The sequence below is a fragment of the Enterococcus sp. AAFC-DPL-5146 genome, assembly GCF_058216635.1.
The window spans coordinates 1,626,310-1,643,359 of the sequence record NZ_CM177103.1; the positions used below are offsets into that span (position 1 = coordinate 1,626,310).

Genomic DNA, 17,050 nt, shown 5'->3' on the forward strand with positions numbered 1-17,050 from the left:
ATTCTATGCATCTCCTTTAGACCAAGCTGAATGTCCATCAACAAAAGTCATTAATGTATTTCCTTTAACTTTCCAGCCAACAAAGGGCGTGTTGACACCTAGTGATTCAAAATCTTTGTCATCAATTGCTTCTTCTGTTGATAAGTCAAACACTGCAATGTCTGCTGCGCTTCCAATTGTTAACGTGCCAGCATCTAAACCGAAAATTTCTGCTGGTTTTGTTGCCATCCAATTAATGACTTGTTCAAGAGTAAATTTTCCTGTTTCAACAAAGTTTGTATAAATCAATTGGAAAGCTGTTTCACTTCCAACAATTCCAAAAGGTGCTTTTAAGAATGTTTGATTTTTTTCTTCTAATCCGTGTGGTGCGTGGTCAGTTGCGATACAATCAATCGTTCCATCTAGTAAGCCTTCAATCAACGCATCACGATCCTCAGTTGCTCTTAATGGCGGATTCATTTTCCAAAACCCGTTGTCTTCAGGGATATTTTCATCAACAAGAATTAAATGATGCGGGGCAACTTCTGCTGTCACATGAATGCCAGCTCGTTTAGCATCACGAATCACACGGACACTTTCTTTTGTAGATACGTGGCAAACATGATAGTGAACGCCCGTTTCCCCAGCTAAAACAACATCCCGAGCAATTTGTGAGGCCTCTGTAGAGCTTAGAATACCTGGCAGCCCTAATTTCTTAGATACCTCTCCTTCATGCATCACACCGCCGAATAATAAGGACTCGTCTTCTGTATGGGCAACGATTGCCATTCCTAACGAGGCTGCTTCTTTCATGGCAAGATACATCGTCCCGGCAGTTTGTACACCTACACCGTCGTTAGTGAAGGCAAATGCGCCAACTTCTTTTAAAGCTTTTTGATCGGTTAAGGTTTCACTACGGAGCTCTTCTGTGATTGGTGCATATTGTAGAACTTTTACCACAGCATTTTTTTTAATGATATCGTAAACTTCTTTTAGTTTTTCAGCGGTATCTGGTACTGGATTTAAGTTAGGCATGGCGCAAACCGTTGTGTATCCACCTCTAGCAGCTGATTTACTGCCAGTTTCGATTGTTTCTTTATACGTAAAACCCGGTTCTCTTAAATGAACATGAACATCAACTAATCCTGGTGTAATTAATTGTCCTTTTGCATCATACACTTTTTCAAAGTTACTTTCGTCAAAAGATTCACCAATTGCTCTAATTTTGCCATCTTCAATCCAAATTTCTGCTGGAATCAATTGATTACCCTTTTTAATGATTTTTCCATTTTTGATAAGTGTTTTCATTTTGTTCACCTATGCCTTTCCTTGTAGTACTGCTTCTAGTATAGCCATTCTCATGTAAACACCATTACTCATTTGTTGGATGATACGTGACTGGATTCCCTCTACAAGAGAATCTGCTAATTCAACATCGCGGTTGATTGGTGCTGGATGCATGATGATTGTTTGCTTTTGTAATCGTTTTGCTCGTTCTACTGTTAAACCATAGTCTTGATGATATTCTTCTTTTGAAAAGATTTCTGATCCATCATGACGCTCATGCTGCACACGAAGCATCATCATGACATCCACCGTTTCTACTACTTCATCTAGCGGCATATAATGTCCATAAGCTTCAAACTGCTTGTCATACCATTCTTCAGGACCCGAGAAAAAGATCGTTGCACCAAGTCGTTTGAGCATTTGCATATTTGATTTTGCAACTCTGGAATGAGTAATATCCCCAACAATCGCTACTTTCAATCCTTCAAAATGACCAAATTCTTCATAAATCGTCATTAAATCCAACAGACATTGCGTTGGATGCTGTCCGCTACCGTCTCCGCCATTAATGATGGCACATTGAATCGTTTTACTTTGAATCAGTTCATCATAATAATTTTCTTCTCCATGACGAATGACTGCCACATCCACTCCGATTGCCGACATTGTCAGCACCGTATCATAAAGTGTTTCACCTTTTTTGACTGAACTCATACTTTCTTCAAACTCAATCACTTCAATCCCTAGTTTTTTCTCAGCAACATCAAAGCTTTTATGGGTTCGAGTACTATTTTCAAAGAACAAGTTTGTCGCAAAATATTGTTTTTTTTCTGGCTGCCACGTTGCACCTTGTTTAAATTCTTGTGCGCGATGGATCAGCCCCATAACCTCTTGATCGCTTAATACTTCTACGGTTAAAAGATGTTTTAAACTGATACGTTCAGATGTGATGATCATGCATCCATTCCTCCTTATATAAGTAACAACGTTTCGCTTCACTACACCTTGTATTTCAGTTCACTTTTTTACAAAAAGCGTAGCAGGCTCGTCTAGACTTGAAGCTAGACAGATTTTTCTTCACTACGGGCTGTTTCTGGTAAGATTAAGTTCAGAATAATCCCTAATACAGTTGCTAATGCCATGGATGATAATTCAAATGTCTCTATCTTAAACACTAATCCTCCGATGCCAATAACTAAGATTACAGATGCAATCAATAAATTCTTTTTCTTATCAAAGTTGATTTGGTTATCAATCAAGATCTTCAATCCGCTTGCTGCGATTACTCCGAATAAAACGAAGCTGATACCGGAAATTACTGGTCCTGGAACACTTAAGATCACAGCGCTTAGTTTCCCAACAAAGCCAAGTCCTACAGCAAAAGCTGCTGCACCTCCAATAACGAAGACACTATGCACTCTTGTAATTGCTAACACTCCGATATTTTCTCCATAACTTGTGACAGGAGGTCCTCCCACCAAGCCAGCAACGATTTGTGCAGCTCCATCTCCCATCAATGTTTTTGATAAACCAGGCTCTTTGAAAAAGTTTCGTTTTGTTAATTTATTTAAAACCATTAAATGTCCAATATGTTCAGTCATTGTGACAAAAGCAATCGGCGCCATCGTTGTAATTGCGTTTAGATATAGTTTCGGTTGATATTGAACAAAGGGAATTTCAAAACTCGGTACTGTAAACCACGCAGCTTGTTTGATTGGCTCTGTATCAACGATTCCGAATAATAGCGCCACTAAGTAGCCACTGACAATTCCCAGCAAGATCGGAATCAATCCTAGAAACCCTTTGAAAAACATGTTGTAAAAAATCGTTAAGCCTAAAGTGATTAATGCAACAGCGATAAATTTGAAATCATATTCTCCATTATTAAACATGGCATTATTCGAGGCATTTGCTGCAAGTCCTAGACCTATGACCATCACTACAGGACCTACAACGATTGGTGGTAAAATTTTGTCTAGCCAAGCTGAACCAATTTTACTAACAATGAGTGAAACAATCAGATACACCAAACCAGTTGTGATTGCTCCTTGAGCGATAGCGGGGTATCCGTCACTTTTCATCAACATCTGCATAGCTGCAATAAAGGCAAAGCTGCTGCCTAGATATGCTGGGATTTTCCCTTTTGTGACGAACAAGTAAACCATCGTTCCTAAACCAGAACTGACCAAAGCTATTCCCGGATCAATTCCTACTAATATTGGAACTATAACTGTTGCTCCAAACATCGTGAATAAATGCTGTAAACTTAATCCAATCCACTGAGCCGTCTTCGGTTTATCATGTATATCTAAAACTGCCTCTTCATTGCGAAACTTTTTTTCTGTCATCTCTACCTATCCCATCTTTACTATATTTATTTGTTTATTCTTCTGTACTTGCAATCAAGATGCGGTCAGCACCATCTTTTTCTTCTACTTCCACAATGATTTCCTCTGCCATCGATGTCGGGATGTTTTTACCAACATAGTCCGCTCGAATAGGAAGTTCACGATGCCCTCGATCCACTAAAACAGCTAATGAAATTTTTCTTGGTCTCCCAAGATCCATCACTGCATCCATGGCTGCTCGAATCGTTCTTCCTGTAAAGAGTACATCGTCAATTAAAATGACTTCCTTACCTTCTAAAGAAACTGGAATGTCTGATGAATGAAGCTCTGGTTCTACAAGTGAACGTTTTTTCATTGATTGACCATCCATATCATCTCGATATAACGTGATATCAAGCTCTCCTACAGGGACTTCAATCTGTTCTAATTGTTTTAAACGTTCTGCAATCCGTTGTGCGATATAAATCCCACGAGTTTTAATTCCTACTAAGACAATGTCTTGAATTCCTTTATTTCTTTCAATAATTTCATAAGTAATTCTTGTTAATGCTCGTTTCATTGTTACTGCGTCAACGACTTCTTTTTTTTGCATTTCTTTCTCCTTCTGAAAATGTAATTTTGGTTTTTCTGTTGCCTTTTGAGCTTCCTGTTTCAGCGTATAAGGCGGGACGCTTGCTCTTTTTCATTTTTTGCGATGTTTCTTAGTTGCCGTGTCTTGTTTAATACCGTAAACACTTTGTATCTTTTGAGTAAGGTAGTTTCTCTCACTTCATTTGCTTTGATCACCTGTTCTGTCAGCTATGCTGGCAGTCGCAGTGAGGAAAAACAAAAATCCTCCTACCCGTGTTCGGATAGGAGGATTGAATTTATCTATACAAAGATACCATTCATCTCACACAGATTTTCTCTAAGCGCACCTAGATATTGTTCTGCATGTTTCCTTCTTAGCCTCACGGGACTACTCTTAAAGGATTACTTTATTTAATTTTCTTTCTCAAACAGTGTACCTTTTCTTCTGAAATAAATCAATCATTATTCCTTAATTGATCTAAAGTTTTTTCAAAAAGGGCTGGCAGAGGAGCTTCAAAGACCATCATTTGGCCAGTTGTGGGATGTTTGAATCCTAACATTTCAGCATGTAGAAATTGACCTTTGCCTTTTAACGTTTTTCTTGGTCCGTATAATGGATCGCCAGCAACTGGAAAGCCAATGTACTTCATGTGTACTCGAATTTGGTGTGTACGCCCTGTTTCTAGCTGCAACTGAACTAATGTGAAATCATTAAATCTTTCCAAAACTTCAAAATGAGTTACTGCAGGTTTTCCACCTTCAATTACAGCCTGCATTTTCCGATCATTTTTTGAACGACCAATAGGTGCATTAATTTCACCTTTGTCATGAGATATTTCTCCATGGACTAAGGCAATATATTTTCTAAGGGATGTTTTATCTTTCAATTGTTCTGCCAGTGCAACATGAGCTTTGTCATTTTTAGCAACCATCAATAAACCAGAAGTATCTTTATCGATACGATGAACGATACCAGGGCGAATGATGCCGTTGATTGAAGATAAATCTTTAATATGGTACAACAATGCATTAACTAATGTACCATTTTGGTGTCCTGCTGATGGATGAACTACCATGCCTTGCGGTTTGTTGATGACAAGTACATCGTCGTCTTCATAAACAATTTCAATAGGAATATTTTCAGCTTGAACATTCAGTTCTTCTGGTTCTGGAACAGTGATACTGATTTCATCGTTTTCTTTTACTTTATAATTTGAACGAGTCACTTCACCATTAACAGTTATATTTTGGTCTTTTAACCATTGTTGAATTTGAGAACGGGAGTGATTTTTTAACAACTCGCTTAAAACTTTATCAATCCGTCCTTTTTCTTGTTTTATTTTCACATTAATTGGTTCCATTTTTTCCATCCTTCGCTGCTTTTTCTTCTAAAAGCAAATAAATAAATATACATGCCACACCTATAACTAGTACTGAGTCAGCAACATTGAATATAGGAAAGTTAATAAATTCTGTCTGGAACATATCAACAACAAAACCTAAACGTAAACGATCAATAAAATTGCCAATCGCTCCTGCTAAAACTAAACTCAAACCAACGGTAAGCCATTTGCTTCCATTAATATTTTTAACTAAGATATATAAAACTACAGCGACTACAATAACTGTAATAATATAAAAGAACCACATTTTGCCTTCTAGAAGGCTCCATGCAGCCCCGGTATTACGAATATAGGTAAATGATAAAAATCCGGGAATAAATTCTTTCGTTTCCCCTAATTGGATATTAGCTACCGTTAAATATTTCACCCACTGATCTAAACCAATCAATGCGGCACTGATAATAAGATAGACTGCTAACAACGGCTTTCATTCCTTCTCTAAATTATTGTATAAATCTCTTGGACGAATAATACCAAGTAAACTGCCATTTGGATTACCATCTTTGGTTATCAATATGGCTTCTAATCTGATTTGAGTTGCAAACATTTCTTCTACTTGATAAACCGTCGTTTCTTTACTAACAAATTGGTAATTACTACCTTTGTAATTACTGACTAAAAGCTCAGAAGCTATTCTTCCTTCTAAATGAATGTCTCCTTTACAACTTTCAACAGCTAACCAAATGCCCAAGCCACGAACCGTAATCAATCCTTGAAAGATACCATCATCGTATATTGGAAACTGAGAATATTGTTTACGAGCGACGATTGATAAAATTTCTTTGATTGAAATATTTACATCAAATCCAGTCACTTTCTTTGCAAAACGAGGTAAAACTTTTTCAGGCCGAATCAAGGCTTCTTCAATTTCCTGAATACGTTTCACTGCCCACTCGTTTGGTTCTGCTATAACAAAATCTGTTGAAATTCTTTCATGCACGATTGCATTTCTTAGCTGTGCCATTTGTAGTAAATCATCTTGAAAAGTCAAAACCTGATTTTCTTTTTTTCTCGCTAACCTACGAACCATTTCGCTAAATCCCATATTTGTTGGATTATTTAATTGCTCACGAAACCATTTTTCAATCCGGTTAAAACTACTTAAAAATTCTTCAGCTCTCTCTCCCATTACGTCTTCTCCTTGATAATATAAGCTTTATTCAACATTGAAAGCACAAAAATAAAATAGATAATGAATAACATTAAAATGCCTATTATATTCAAATGAAGCAGAGGGATTAAAAACATTCCAACAAAGAGTATAACATAAATCAAAATCAGCGTAGGATTCATTGTTATCTCTAAATCAACCTGCTGTCCTTCGTCATTAACAATCAACGGCGCACTTTTCAAAAAGAAAAATTTTGCCTGAATTGTACAGTTTTTGTCATCTAACTCAATTTGCTTGGTTTCATTTTGGCTTAAATAAAACCATTTTTCACCATTTTTTTTGATCTCGATTGGACTGCCGATTCCATAAAATCCGGTATTTCTCGTACAACGAATATTCATGTTGATCCCTCCTCGAGCTTTAATATAAAGTATATAACAAAAAACGTCAGACTGAAAGAAGTAAGTTGATTTGAACGGAAATAAACTACATTAAATGACAACAAAGAACAAAAGTCTCAACCATAAACTCTTTTTAAAAAAAATCACTCTTATTAAAATAAACCAATCGCATTATTATTTTAGCCAAATGCTGAATAGTTGAAAAAAACAATTTTTATCTTGTATTTACCAAACAATTCTAGATAACTTTCTATCAAAGCGATTGATTCAAATCCTTTATTGATTAGTGGTAAGTCAATATCTTATGTGTTTTTGATATCTAGTTTCCTGAAAATAATTATTTACCGAACCTTTTTACAACATTCCTATCATTTCGTTAAGTTATTTCCGATTATATTCTTTTTCTTATGCTTTTCCCTCATAAAAACCACATTTTTGCAAAAGTTTGACGGGTACCTTTTTTCACTTTATAATGATGCTAGACTTTATAAACTAAAGGAGCGTGATTTGAATGGAAAAAGGGTTTGTCAAGTGGTTCGATAATAGAAAAGGTTATGGTTTTATTAGTTACAATGAAGACGATGAAATCTTTGTTCATTTCACAGCAATCGAAGAAGATGGCTTTAAGTCATTAGAAGAAAATCAAGCAGTAGCGTTTGAAGTAATGGAAGGTACACGTGGTTTACAAGCCGCTCATGTGAAGAAAATATAGATAAAAACAGTATCCTGCTCTAAGCAGAATACTGTTTTTTTAATAATGTTTGCCTATTTTCAGCTCAGGATCATCTATGATTTTTCCTGTAAACAATTTTTGCTGTTTCATAGACTCTATAAAGGCTATTTTGTTTTTTTGTGTCATAATAAATAGTTTTGTCTTGCCTTTAAAATCTGTTGATTTTAATTCAATACATTTAGGTCCAATTCGGATGATTTCGATTGTTGCTAATGCTATTTTTTTTCGTCTAACTGGCAATAAAGCATGGACGAGCAAGTGTTCATCTTCAATTATAAAATAACGATTAAATCCTAATATCGCAAAGAAAAAGAAAATGCCTAACACAATATTACTAGTCGTATAAGGACGAGTATGTTCCAATGTCAAAATTAAACTTAAAAATAAAATGCCAAATGTACAAGACCAATAAATTATCGCTGTTGATAATTCTGGTTGCCAATGATAGACTCTTTTCTTCATGTAGCGACCCCTTAATAAAAATTCAGTATGTTATAATAATAACATACTTCAACTTTGAACGAAAAGAAAATAAGGAGATATTTATGTTACGAATATATGTCGATGCTGCAACAAAAGGAAATCCTGGTCCAAGTGCCGGTGGTATCGTTATTGTGGGTGATTCTCTTCACGAGCAGATACATGTATCACTTGGTGAGTGTTCCAATCATGAAGCGGAATTTAAAGTTTTTATTAAGGCTCTTCAATTAGTGACTGAAAAACATTTAAATAATCAATCCGTTTTAATTCACTCTGATAGCAAAATCGTTGTTCAAACAATTGAAAAAAAACATGCTAAAAATCCATTATTCCAGCCCTATCTACATACCTTTCAAGAGCTAGAAAATAATTTCCCGCTACTATTAGTAAAGTGGCTTCCTGAAAGTCAAAATAAAGGTGCTGATACTTTGGCAAGACAAGCATTACGAAAATATCAGGACTAGCAAAGTCCATCTGTTCCTGTTTTTTATAAGAACCTTATATTGTCAAACTAACCATTTTACCATTCGTTACTTGAAGAATTGATGCAGACGGTAATTCGATCTGCATCCCCCGTTTACCAGCTGAGATGATAATAGTTTCATAAGTATTGGCTTCTTCTGCAAGATAGGTTGGAAATAATTTTTTCATTCCAATTGGTGAGCAACCACCTCTAATATAGCCTGTCGTTTCTTCTAAATCCCTCAAATGAAGCATTTCAACTTTCTTATTGCCACTTGCACTGGCCAACTTTTTTAAGTCTAATTCCTTATTACCAGGAATAACAGCAACAACAGGACCTGTTTTATTACCAACAGTTACTAATGTCTTAAAAATTTTCCCATCTTCTATTCCTAACTTTTCTGCCACATGATCTGCACTTAAATGGTCTTCACTCCATTCAAATTCATATTCTTTATACGGAATTTTTTGTTGCTCAACAATCCGCATAGCATTTGTTTTTTGTATTTTCTTTTTCTTGCTCAATTTTACTCACCTCAATTTAAGTTTATCAAATAAATAATGGGATGCAAGAAAAAACGGCTAAATTAGAAACGAACATCCTCGCTTCTAACCTAGCCTGCTTATTATAACGATAACGTTTCAAGAATTTCTCGTAATTCCTCTACGGGTATTTGTCCAGGTGCTGAAGCCTTTTTTGCTGCACCAAAAGTCATCGCTGAACCGAAAACTTCTCCACATATCCGACTAACCATTCCTAATTGTCCCATTGACATCGTAACAATTGGTCGATCTGCGTGGCTTCTTTTCATTTCATTAGTTGCTTCTAAAAGAGTTAATACATCGCCTGATGATTGCGGCATAACAGCAATTTTACAGATATCCGCATTTTTTTCTTGCATACTGCATAATCTTTCAACAATTTCTCCTTTATCAGGTGTTTTATCAAAATCATGATTACACATAACAATTTTAATATCTTTTTTATGAGCTAAGTTGATCGTTTGTTGAACCAGTTTTTCATCCATAAATAATTCAACATCCAATAAATCAATCACTCCACTTGTGATAACTGTTTCATATAAACCAAAATATTGTTCATCTGAAAATGGAATTTCGCCACCTTCTTGCTTGGTACGGAAGGTAAATAGAACTGGTTTATCTGATAAAATTTCTGCAATTTTTTTTGACATTTCAGCTGTTTCTTGAAAGTCCTGAACTTGATCAAAAAAATCTACGCGCCATTCAACAAGATCACAATCAATTGTCAATAAATGTTTTGCTTCTGCTACTAACTCTGCTTCATTTTTACCTACAAGAGGAACAATAATTTTAGGACTTCCACTTCCAAGTGTCACATTTTTAATCGTAACTGTCTTCATTTTTTTGGCTCCTCCTTATTTAGACGTATCGATTGTTTGACGATAGCGAATGAAAATAATAACCGCTAACACAAAACCAATCCCCGCAATAATCGTATCGAATAACATAATACCACGTACATTTGTTTTTGCAATTTGAGCTGCTGCTACAGGAATAACGAATGAGGCAATACTTCCAAAGGTATAATAAATACCTGTAATCGTTCCTTTTCCTGCCGGGAACATTTCCCCCATAACTGTTAAGCCTAATTGTAACACGCCGCCAGCTGCAAAGAAACCGACTAACGCTGCCCCAATCATACATACTAAAGGTGTTGGGAATAACCACATAACAGAAATCGTAAGGAAAGAAACCAATGTATAAATCACTACTAAATAAACGGAGCGGACTTTAGAAGCCATAATTGCTGTAAATGCCACACATAATAATGAACCAATTGAATAATAAGAAACCAAAACGCCTGCATCTGTCTGAGACATACCTGCTACTTTTTCACCATAAGTTCCGATAAATTGGCTGATTAAATAAAATGTTGCTTGTGCAATAAAACCGTATAAAACAAAAGCTACACCTTCGATGGCCATTTTTGGCTTTGATTTAAATACTACTGTGGGTGCTTCTTCCATCACTTCTTGTGTCTCTTCCACTTGTTTTGCGTCTGTATCTGGAAACGGTTGTTTCCACAAATAAATGGCATTTATTCCAAGTAAAATTGCTGCAATCATAAAGGACCAACCAAACCATAAGTGATTAGAAACTAAGAATTTAATAATCAAAGGTAACGCAAATTGACCAGCTTGAATAAATGCTTTTAACAAAACGGTCGCTGTACCTGCTGTTTTAGGGAACGATTCCATTAGTGCTGGATATGTTCCTGAATCAAGAAACGAATTAGAAATTCCGGCAATTACTGCAAAAAACATCGCTAACTCAACGCTAGGGCTATAAAGTATGCCAAAGAAATAAGCAGCGTAGGTAACCATCCCTAGGTAAATAAATGGTTTACGTCCAAATTTATCAGATAATCTTCCTGAAATCATAATAGCAATCAAACGTCCAATTCCTAACATTGAAATTACTTTAGCAATCCCCATCAAATCTGTATCCCATTGAGTCATTAACGAATTTTGGTTTTGCGAAATAATGATAACGCCCATACCGTGTACAATATAATTAATATATAGACCTATCGCGGTCGGTGTGTATTTATTTTTCATCATTTTCTCCTAACTATTAGTCTTTAAATAATAATTCTTGAATGTAATCAACTGGCATTTCTTCTCCAGTAAAATGTTTGAATGCTTCTGCCCCTTGATAAAGCATCATACCTAGACCATTGATTGTTTTTTTCGCACCATTTGAACGAGCAAATTTTAATAATTTTGTCTCTTTTGGACTATAAACTACATCGAATACAACCAAATCTGAATGAATAACTGCTGGATCATTAATCAGACTTTCTTCTTGTAAAGGTTTCATTCCAACACCTGTTCCATCAATATAAATACTACTTTCACTAATTGATTTTTTGAATGCTTCCTGTTCTGCTAAGTCCGTAAGCGTTGCTTTACATTCAGTATTTTCGTTGATTTTTTTCACAGTTTCCTCTGCAGTTTTATAATGTTGATCCTTAATATTAAATATTCGTAATTCTTTAACACCATCCAAAGCAGCTTGTATTGCAATAGCTGTTCCAGCACCACCAGCACCTGTCATTGTGACGATTTGGTCTTTTACTTCTACCCCTTCTTCTTTTAAAGCACGCATAGCGCCAGTACCATCTGTTATATGTCCAACTAAATACCCTTTCCCGTCTTTATTCGTCACTGTGTTCACTGCTCCAACTAATTTTGCAGCAGGTGATAGCTCGTCTAGATAAGGAATGATCGCTTGCTTATTAGGCATAGAAACATTTGAACCACGAATCCCTAGAGCTCGGATACCTTGAACGGCATCTTTTAACTCTTCATTCCCTACTTCAAATGCCATATAAGCATAGTCTAAACCTAACTTAGCGAATGCTTCATTATGCATGGTTGGTGATAAACTATGTCGAATCGGTGTTGCAATCAAACTGATTAATAACGTATGGCCGTCAATTCTTTCTGTCATTTCAAATTCCCTCGCTTTATATAGTTTGTGGTGCTTTTTGCAGATTTTTCGTTTGTTCAAATAACGCTTTCTGTGTTCGAGTATTTTCCAATACTTCGATGGTTTTCAGAATATCCCGCGCTTCTCTAGTTCCTTCCATAATTCGTCTAGCAACTTTACTATCTCCCATATTTAGAAGAACAGCGCCATTACTTCTAGCATAATTATCTAATTCACGAATCATCGGTGCTTGTGCACGCATCCCTAGACAAACAAAACCTAAATCAAATGGTAGCTCAATCGTTTGTCCATCTTTTTCAACTACGAAGCTGCTTTCTCTAACTTCTGTCAGTTTCGTTTCAACATGAACTTCTACACCAAATTTTTCTACAATTTCCATCATTGCTAATCTCGTGATCAAATCCAAGTCTTTTCCAATTTCACCTTGCATTTCTACAATGCTAACTTTTTTTGCACCACGTTCTGCATAATATTCAACAACATCCAAACCAACAGCACCGCCGCCGATTACAACAACTTCTTTGCCTTCAAACTCTTGGAATTTTGTCATATCATCTAAAATATCAAAAATAGAGAATATCTTTCTTTTTGGATTGTCTAATTGTTCTTTTAACCCATTGATTGGCGGCAACAAAGGTTTTGCTCCTGTTGCATTGACAATAATATCTGGACCGATTTTTTCAATATCTGCCAGTGTTGCGGCGTGGTTCAAATGGATAGTAAGATTATCTAATTCTTTACAACGATTAATTTCATAAGTGATAAAATCATCAATTCTTTTTTTATCTGGGAAGCGAGCAATTTCATGTCCTAAACCGCCTAAATAGTTTTTTTGCTCAAAAAGTTCTACATTCACCCCAACTTCAGCAGCTGTTGCTGCTGCTTCAAGGCCAGTAGTTCCTCCGCCAATCACAACCATTTTTGTAGGATGCAACACAGGTTTCATTTTATACTCATCTTCATAATGTAGATCAGGATTGACTGTACAGCGCATTGGACGTGCCTTAGCAATACGATGATCCGCACAACCAATGTTGCAAGAGATACATTTTCTCAAAAGATCCTCTTGCCCGTTTGCTACTTTATTGACCCAATTGGGTTCTGCAATCAGTCCTCGACCCATTGCTAACAAATCAGCATCGCCAGATTCAAGAATTTCTGCCGCCCGTTTAGGACTGCGAATATTTCCAGAAGTTACCGTTACTTTATCAGGAAAACGTTCTTTCACTGCTTTTGACATATATGCACGCCAGCCATCTGGCAAATTCATTTTATCAATTTGGTATTGTAAACTATCATTCAATGCTGCAGAAACGTTTAAAATATCCACTTCCTCAGCAAAATAACTCAAAATTTCAATCGTATCTTCTAAGCTATTGCCACCTTCTAATAATTCATCCGCACTAAAACGTAAAGAAATTGGGAAAAATGGCCCAACAGCCTTTCTAACCGCTTCAACGACTAATTTAGTCAACCGAGCACGATTTTCTGCACTGCCACCAAATTGATCTGTTCGCTTATTGTACAACGGTGATAAAAATTGACTTAGCAGATAAGAATGACCTGCGTGAATTTCTACACAATCAAATCCAGCCCGCTGCGCTCTTAAAGCTCCTTGTGCATACCGATCAACAATTCCATAAATCTCTTCTTCCGTTAAAGGTCGAGGAATTGGATTTCCTTTTTTAGAAGGAATATTTGATGCAGAAACAGGCTGCTCACCCTCTAAACGTAAGCCATAAGCTGATGCACCAGCATGATTGATTTGAACAGAGGTACAGGCACCGTATGCATGCATTTTTTCGTTGAAATTCCATAATCCTGAAATATATTGATCATTGTCCATTCTTAGTTGACGAGCACCATTCGTACCCATTGGAAAATCGATACAAACATTTTCTAACGTAATCAAACCTGTTCCACCTTTGGCACGTTGCTCATAATATGAAACATGCTGCATGCTGAATGTACCGTCCATATTTGCAAAGTTGGTTCCCATGGGTGGCATAACAACTCGATTTTTTAGCGTCATTCGTTTTACCGTTAAAGGTTCAAAGATTGCTTGATAATTATTCATGATGACCTCCTAAATTTGAAAGGTAAGCAAGCTAGCGTAACTAGATAATACACAGCTAGAGTACCTATTGAAACTAAATAAAATTGATTGTTACTTTTTTCACAATTTCTATAGTTTTATTTTAATTCAGACAACCCATAAATTCCAATGAATCTTTTTTATCCTTTCAATAAATAAATTTCATGTATTAACGATTATTTCTATTAAAGAGATTTTTATTTTTTAATGCATCTTTGTGTAATTATTGATAAACTGAATTTATGAATCAACAATAAGGAGTTTTCTGGATGAATCTAAGGCAATTAGAGTTTTTTAGAATGTTGGCAGACACCCAACACATGACCCATGCTGCAAAGTTGTTAAATACAACGCAACCCAATTTAAGTCACTCTATGTCTGAATTGGAAAAAGAGTTAGATGCCCAGCTATTTGAAAAAAAAGGTAGAAATATTCAGTTGACAAAATATGGTAAATTTTTCTACACCTATGTTTCCACTGCATTAGAAGAATTAACTAAGGGTGAACGAGCACTAAGAGAATTAGTCAGCCCAGAAAAAGGGTTGATTGATTTCGGTTTTATCTACACTGCTGGCTCTTATTTAGCCCCTATGTTAATGAAAGAATTTTCAGCTTATCCCGGTAATGAACAAATCCGTTTTAACTTGTTTCAAGGAAATTCATTTGATATGACTGACTTGTTACTAAAAGAAGAAGTTGATATTGCCATAACGTCTAAGTTAAAAGAAGATGAACAGTTGAATTATGAAATTTTAACTGAACAAGAAATCGTCTTGATTGTGCCCCTCGATCATCCATTAGCAATCTATGACAGCATTTCACTGAACGAAACCAGAGATTTTCCTTTCGTTTATTTCAATAATAGAAGCGGACTCAGACCTTATATTGATAAAATGCTGACGGCAGCTTCTATCACTCCAAAAATTATTTGTGAAGTAGAAGAAGATCATACGATGTTAGGATTTGTTGCAAATGATTATGGCATTGCATTAATTCCAAAAATCCCTTCGATTTCTGCCTATAAGGTTAAAACCATTGCTCTTGAAGATAACTTCTTCCCCCGTTATATTTATCTTGCCACCAAAAAGGAACATTTTCTTTCACCAGCTGCGTTACGCTTCAAAGAATTTGTTGTCCCATTTGCTCAAAATATGTTCTATCAATAAAAAGAGGAATCGTTCAACTAATCGAACGATTCCTCTTTTATTATTTCTGTATTTCAATGAAGAAAACTTTTAAATAATTTCCTTCTTCAAAGTGTCTATTTGTTTTAAAATCACTAGGAAGTTGATACGTTTCTTTAAATGCATAACGAACTTGTTTTTCTTCTAGTGCTTGAGTAATCATTTTTTTGTACTTATCAATAGAAATGTTTGCCGCATTTGTCGAGGCAATCAACAAGCCTTTATTTTTTAAAATATCAACAGAATCCTTCACTAGATCACCATAGTTTTTAGCAACTGAAAATACTTTTTTCTTATTCCGAGCAAAGCTTGGTGGATCTAGAACGATCACATCAAAGTTAAGATTTTTCCGACTCGCATATTTGAAATACTCAAAAACATCCATTACCACAATTTTTTGAGCATCCGCATCCAGATGATTCACTTCAAATTGCTCTTTTGTTTTTGGTAAACTACGCTTAGCCAAATCGACACTTGTTGTCGCATCCGAGCCACCCATTGCACTAGCAACTGAAAAAGCCCCAGTGTAACTAAACATGTTCAATACCGTTTTTCCAGCAGCGATACCATCAACCAGACGACCTCTTACTTCTTTTTGATCCAGAAAAATCCCAGTCATAAGGCCATCATTTAAATAAGTAGCGTAATTCACGCCATTTTCGCAAACCAACAGTGGTTCAGGAGCATCCGAACCAAATAATTTTTGAGATTCTGGTAACGATTGATTGGAAAAACGAATTTTTTCATATGCCCCTTTTATTTCAGGAACACTTTTTCTAAAGGCTTGAAGGATCTCAGCTTTTTTCTGATATAACGTTTGATTGTACCAAGAAAAAACTGCAAAATCCCCATATCGATCAATGGTCAATCCACCTAACCCATCACCTTCTCCGTTAAATAAGCGATATGCAGAAGTTGATTCATCCTGTTCAAATTGAGCACGATGATTTTTAGCTTTTAGAAATAGATTTTCCAAAAAAAGTGAATCTACATTGCCATTCCAATTCACTAACCAGCCAATCCCTTTATTTTGTTCACCAAGGTAACCTGTAGCAATATACTGCCCCTTACTACTTACAAAATTGATCCATTCATCTGAAAATGAATTGGGAACATTTAGTAAATCCTCTTTTTGAATAAGAGGATATCTCTCTTTAAACTTTTTTTCTGACTTATTCGTTACTATTATATCCATTTTTTGCGACTTCCTTTATCTAATTTCTTTCTATATTAATGCTGCTACTTATTTCATCCTTCGTTAGTATATCAAAAAACAGTTCGCCTGTCGTTAGCATTAATTTAATGATTTAACTTCAGTATCTTAAGAAAAGTAAAATTTTATTAACTTTTCCGTCTCAAAACTTGATTTAAATTGACATAAAATTAGAGAGAGAGTAGAATTAGAACAGTATATGTAAAGCTTATGAAAACTTTTCATTAGCTTTCTTTAGACTTGATATCGGAAGGGATACGTTTACTTTGACTATTTTTAAAAAAATAAA

18 protein-coding genes are annotated in these 17,050 nt (G+C 35.6%); 3 read left to right on the forward strand and 15 right to left on the reverse strand.

The window, feature by feature from the left end; all coding sequences use genetic code 11:
* Nucleotides 1–3: 3 nt before the first annotated feature.
* The 8 genes from pyrC to AC4BB2_RS07355 form a co-directional block, all read right to left on the reverse strand.
* The gene (gene pyrC, locus AC4BB2_RS07320; RefSeq protein ID WP_490474678.1) at nucleotides 4–1,287 is read right to left on the reverse strand and encodes a dihydroorotase; all 1,284 of its coding nucleotides are present in this window, start codon (nucleotides 1,285–1,287) and stop codon (nucleotides 4–6) included.
* 9 nt (nucleotides 1,288–1,296) lie between these two features.
* Nucleotides 1,297–2,223, reverse strand: a complete 927-nt coding sequence (locus AC4BB2_RS07325) for an aspartate carbamoyltransferase catalytic subunit (RefSeq protein ID WP_490472313.1) — start codon at nucleotides 2,221–2,223, stop codon at nucleotides 1,297–1,299.
* A 104-nt stretch (nucleotides 2,224–2,327) separates the two neighbouring features.
* A complete protein-coding gene (locus AC4BB2_RS07330) occupies nucleotides 2,328–3,614 on the reverse strand; it encodes a solute carrier family 23 protein (RefSeq protein ID WP_490472314.1) in 1,287 nt (428 codons plus the stop codon).
* A 34-nt stretch (nucleotides 3,615–3,648) separates the two neighbouring features.
* On the reverse strand, nucleotides 3,649–4,269 hold the full coding sequence (gene pyrR, locus AC4BB2_RS07335) for a bifunctional pyr operon transcriptional regulator/uracil phosphoribosyltransferase PyrR (protein ID WP_490474679.1): 621 nt from the start codon (nucleotides 4,267–4,269) through the stop codon (nucleotides 3,649–3,651).
* 370 nt (nucleotides 4,270–4,639) lie between these two features.
* Nucleotides 4,640–5,554 carry an RluA family pseudouridine synthase gene (locus AC4BB2_RS07340; RefSeq protein WP_490472315.1) on the reverse strand — a complete coding sequence of 305 codons (915 nt, stop codon included), beginning with the start codon at nucleotides 5,552–5,554 and terminating at the stop codon, nucleotides 4,640–4,642.
* Nucleotides 5,532–6,008, reverse strand: a complete 477-nt coding sequence (lspA, locus tag AC4BB2_RS07345) for a signal peptidase II (RefSeq protein ID WP_490472316.1) — start codon at nucleotides 6,006–6,008, stop codon at nucleotides 5,532–5,534. Before lspA ends, AC4BB2_RS07340 begins: the two co-directional genes overlap by 23 nt.
* A 6-nt stretch (nucleotides 6,009–6,014) precedes the next feature.
* On the reverse strand, nucleotides 6,015–6,716 hold the full coding sequence (locus tag AC4BB2_RS07350; protein WP_490472317.1) for a CBS domain-containing protein: 702 nt from the start codon (nucleotides 6,714–6,716) through the stop codon (nucleotides 6,015–6,017).
* The gene (locus AC4BB2_RS07355; RefSeq protein ID WP_490472318.1) at nucleotides 6,716–7,099 is read right to left on the reverse strand and encodes a hypothetical protein; all 384 of its coding nucleotides are present in this window, start codon (nucleotides 7,097–7,099) and stop codon (nucleotides 6,716–6,718) included. The genes AC4BB2_RS07350 and AC4BB2_RS07355 overlap by 1 nt, the downstream gene beginning before the upstream one ends.
* A 511-nt stretch (nucleotides 7,100–7,610) precedes the next feature.
* Between AC4BB2_RS07355 and AC4BB2_RS07360 the strand changes: the two genes are divergently transcribed.
* Nucleotides 7,611–7,811: a cold-shock protein gene (locus AC4BB2_RS07360; RefSeq protein ID WP_490472319.1), complete on the forward strand. Its 201-nt coding sequence runs from the start codon at nucleotides 7,611–7,613 to the stop codon at nucleotides 7,809–7,811.
* Nucleotides 7,812–7,850: 39 nt separating this feature from the next.
* Here AC4BB2_RS07360 and AC4BB2_RS07365 read toward each other — a convergent pair whose 3' ends face one another.
* Nucleotides 7,851–8,294, reverse strand: a complete 444-nt coding sequence (locus AC4BB2_RS07365; RefSeq protein WP_490472320.1) for an EbsA family protein — start codon at nucleotides 8,292–8,294, stop codon at nucleotides 7,851–7,853.
* A gap of 83 nt (nucleotides 8,295–8,377) precedes the next feature.
* On the opposite strand from AC4BB2_RS07365, the gene AC4BB2_RS07370 reads away from it, so the two are divergent.
* Nucleotides 8,378–8,776, forward strand: a complete 399-nt coding sequence (locus tag AC4BB2_RS07370; RefSeq protein ID WP_490472321.1) for a ribonuclease HI family protein — start codon at nucleotides 8,378–8,380, stop codon at nucleotides 8,774–8,776.
* Nucleotides 8,777–8,810: 34 nt separating this feature from the next.
* On the opposite strand, the gene ybaK is transcribed toward AC4BB2_RS07370, so the two are convergent.
* The 5 genes from ybaK to AC4BB2_RS07395 all read right to left on the reverse strand — a co-directional run bounded on the left by ybaK (nucleotide 8,811) and on the right by AC4BB2_RS07395 (nucleotide 14,346).
* Entirely contained in the window at nucleotides 8,811–9,263 is a 453-nt protein-coding gene (gene ybaK / locus AC4BB2_RS07375; protein ID WP_490474680.1) for a Cys-tRNA(Pro) deacylase, read from the reverse strand.
* Between the two features lie 137 nt (nucleotides 9,264–9,400).
* Nucleotides 9,401–10,156 carry a type I 3-dehydroquinate dehydratase gene (gene aroD, locus AC4BB2_RS07380; protein WP_490472322.1) on the reverse strand — a complete coding sequence of 252 codons (756 nt, stop codon included), beginning with the start codon at nucleotides 10,154–10,156 and terminating at the stop codon, nucleotides 9,401–9,403.
* Nucleotides 10,157–10,171: 15 nt separating this feature from the next.
* A complete protein-coding gene (locus AC4BB2_RS07385) occupies nucleotides 10,172–11,374 on the reverse strand; it encodes an MFS transporter (RefSeq protein WP_490472323.1) in 1,203 nt (400 codons plus the stop codon).
* A 16-nt stretch (nucleotides 11,375–11,390) separates the two neighbouring features.
* Nucleotides 11,391–12,269, reverse strand: coding sequence for a shikimate dehydrogenase (locus AC4BB2_RS07390; RefSeq protein ID WP_490472324.1), 879 nt, complete (start codon nucleotides 12,267–12,269; stop codon nucleotides 11,391–11,393).
* A gap of 16 nt (nucleotides 12,270–12,285) precedes the next feature.
* Nucleotides 12,286–14,346 carry an oxidoreductase gene (locus AC4BB2_RS07395; RefSeq protein WP_490472325.1) on the reverse strand — a complete coding sequence of 687 codons (2,061 nt, stop codon included), beginning with the start codon at nucleotides 14,344–14,346 and terminating at the stop codon, nucleotides 12,286–12,288.
* Between the two features lie 287 nt (nucleotides 14,347–14,633).
* Between AC4BB2_RS07395 and AC4BB2_RS07400 the strand changes: the two genes are divergently transcribed.
* On the forward strand, nucleotides 14,634–15,530 hold the full coding sequence (locus AC4BB2_RS07400) for a LysR family transcriptional regulator (protein WP_490472326.1): 897 nt from the start codon (nucleotides 14,634–14,636) through the stop codon (nucleotides 15,528–15,530).
* Between the two features lie 40 nt (nucleotides 15,531–15,570).
* Here the strand turns inward: AC4BB2_RS07400 and AC4BB2_RS07405 are convergent, their stop codons facing one another.
* Nucleotides 15,571–16,743 (reverse strand): class I SAM-dependent rRNA methyltransferase, encoded by a 1,173-nt coding sequence (locus AC4BB2_RS07405; RefSeq protein ID WP_490472327.1) that lies wholly within the window; start codon nucleotides 16,741–16,743, stop codon nucleotides 15,571–15,573.
* Nucleotides 16,744–17,050: the final 307 nt, after the last annotated feature.

Coding starts and splice junctions, on each gene's coding strand:
- AC4BB2_RS07395 (WP_490472325.1), bottom strand. CDS start 14,346: ATGAATAATTATCAAGCAATCTTTGAACCTTTAACGGTAAAACGAATG.
- aroD (WP_490472322.1), bottom strand. CDS start 10,156: ATGAAGACAGTTACGATTAAAAATGTGACACTTGGAAGTGGAAGTCCT.
- AC4BB2_RS07390 (WP_490472324.1), bottom strand. CDS start 12,269: ATGACAGAAAGAATTGACGGCCATACGTTATTAATCAGTTTGATTGCA.
- AC4BB2_RS07340 (WP_490472315.1), bottom strand. CDS start 5,554: ATGGAAAAAATGGAACCAATTAATGTGAAAATAAAACAAGAAAAAGGA.
- AC4BB2_RS07365 (WP_490472320.1), bottom strand. CDS start 8,294: ATGAAGAAAAGAGTCTATCATTGGCAACCAGAATTATCAACAGCGATA.
- ybaK (WP_490474680.1), bottom strand. CDS start 9,263: ATGCGGATTGTTGAGCAACAAAAAATTCCGTATAAAGAATATGAATTT.
- pyrC (WP_490474678.1), bottom strand. CDS start 1,287: ATGAAAACACTTATCAAAAATGGAAAAATCATTAAAAAGGGTAATCAA.
- AC4BB2_RS07400 (WP_490472326.1), top strand. CDS start 14,634: ATGAATCTAAGGCAATTAGAGTTTTTTAGAATGTTGGCAGACACCCAA.
- AC4BB2_RS07355 (WP_490472318.1), bottom strand. CDS start 7,099: ATGAATATTCGTTGTACGAGAAATACCGGATTTTATGGAATCGGCAGT.
- AC4BB2_RS07385 (WP_490472323.1), bottom strand. CDS start 11,374: ATGAAAAATAAATACACACCGACCGCGATAGGTCTATATATTAATTAT.
- AC4BB2_RS07360 (WP_490472319.1), top strand. CDS start 7,611: ATGGAAAAAGGGTTTGTCAAGTGGTTCGATAATAGAAAAGGTTATGGT.
- AC4BB2_RS07350 (WP_490472317.1), bottom strand. CDS start 6,716: ATGGGAGAGAGAGCTGAAGAATTTTTAAGTAGTTTTAACCGGATTGAA.
- AC4BB2_RS07405 (WP_490472327.1), bottom strand. CDS start 16,743: ATGGATATAATAGTAACGAATAAGTCAGAAAAAAAGTTTAAAGAGAGA.
- AC4BB2_RS07330 (WP_490472314.1), bottom strand. CDS start 3,614: ATGACAGAAAAAAAGTTTCGCAATGAAGAGGCAGTTTTAGATATACAT.
- AC4BB2_RS07370 (WP_490472321.1), top strand. CDS start 8,378: ATGTTACGAATATATGTCGATGCTGCAACAAAAGGAAATCCTGGTCCA.
- AC4BB2_RS07325 (WP_490472313.1), bottom strand. CDS start 2,223: ATGATCATCACATCTGAACGTATCAGTTTAAAACATCTTTTAACCGTA.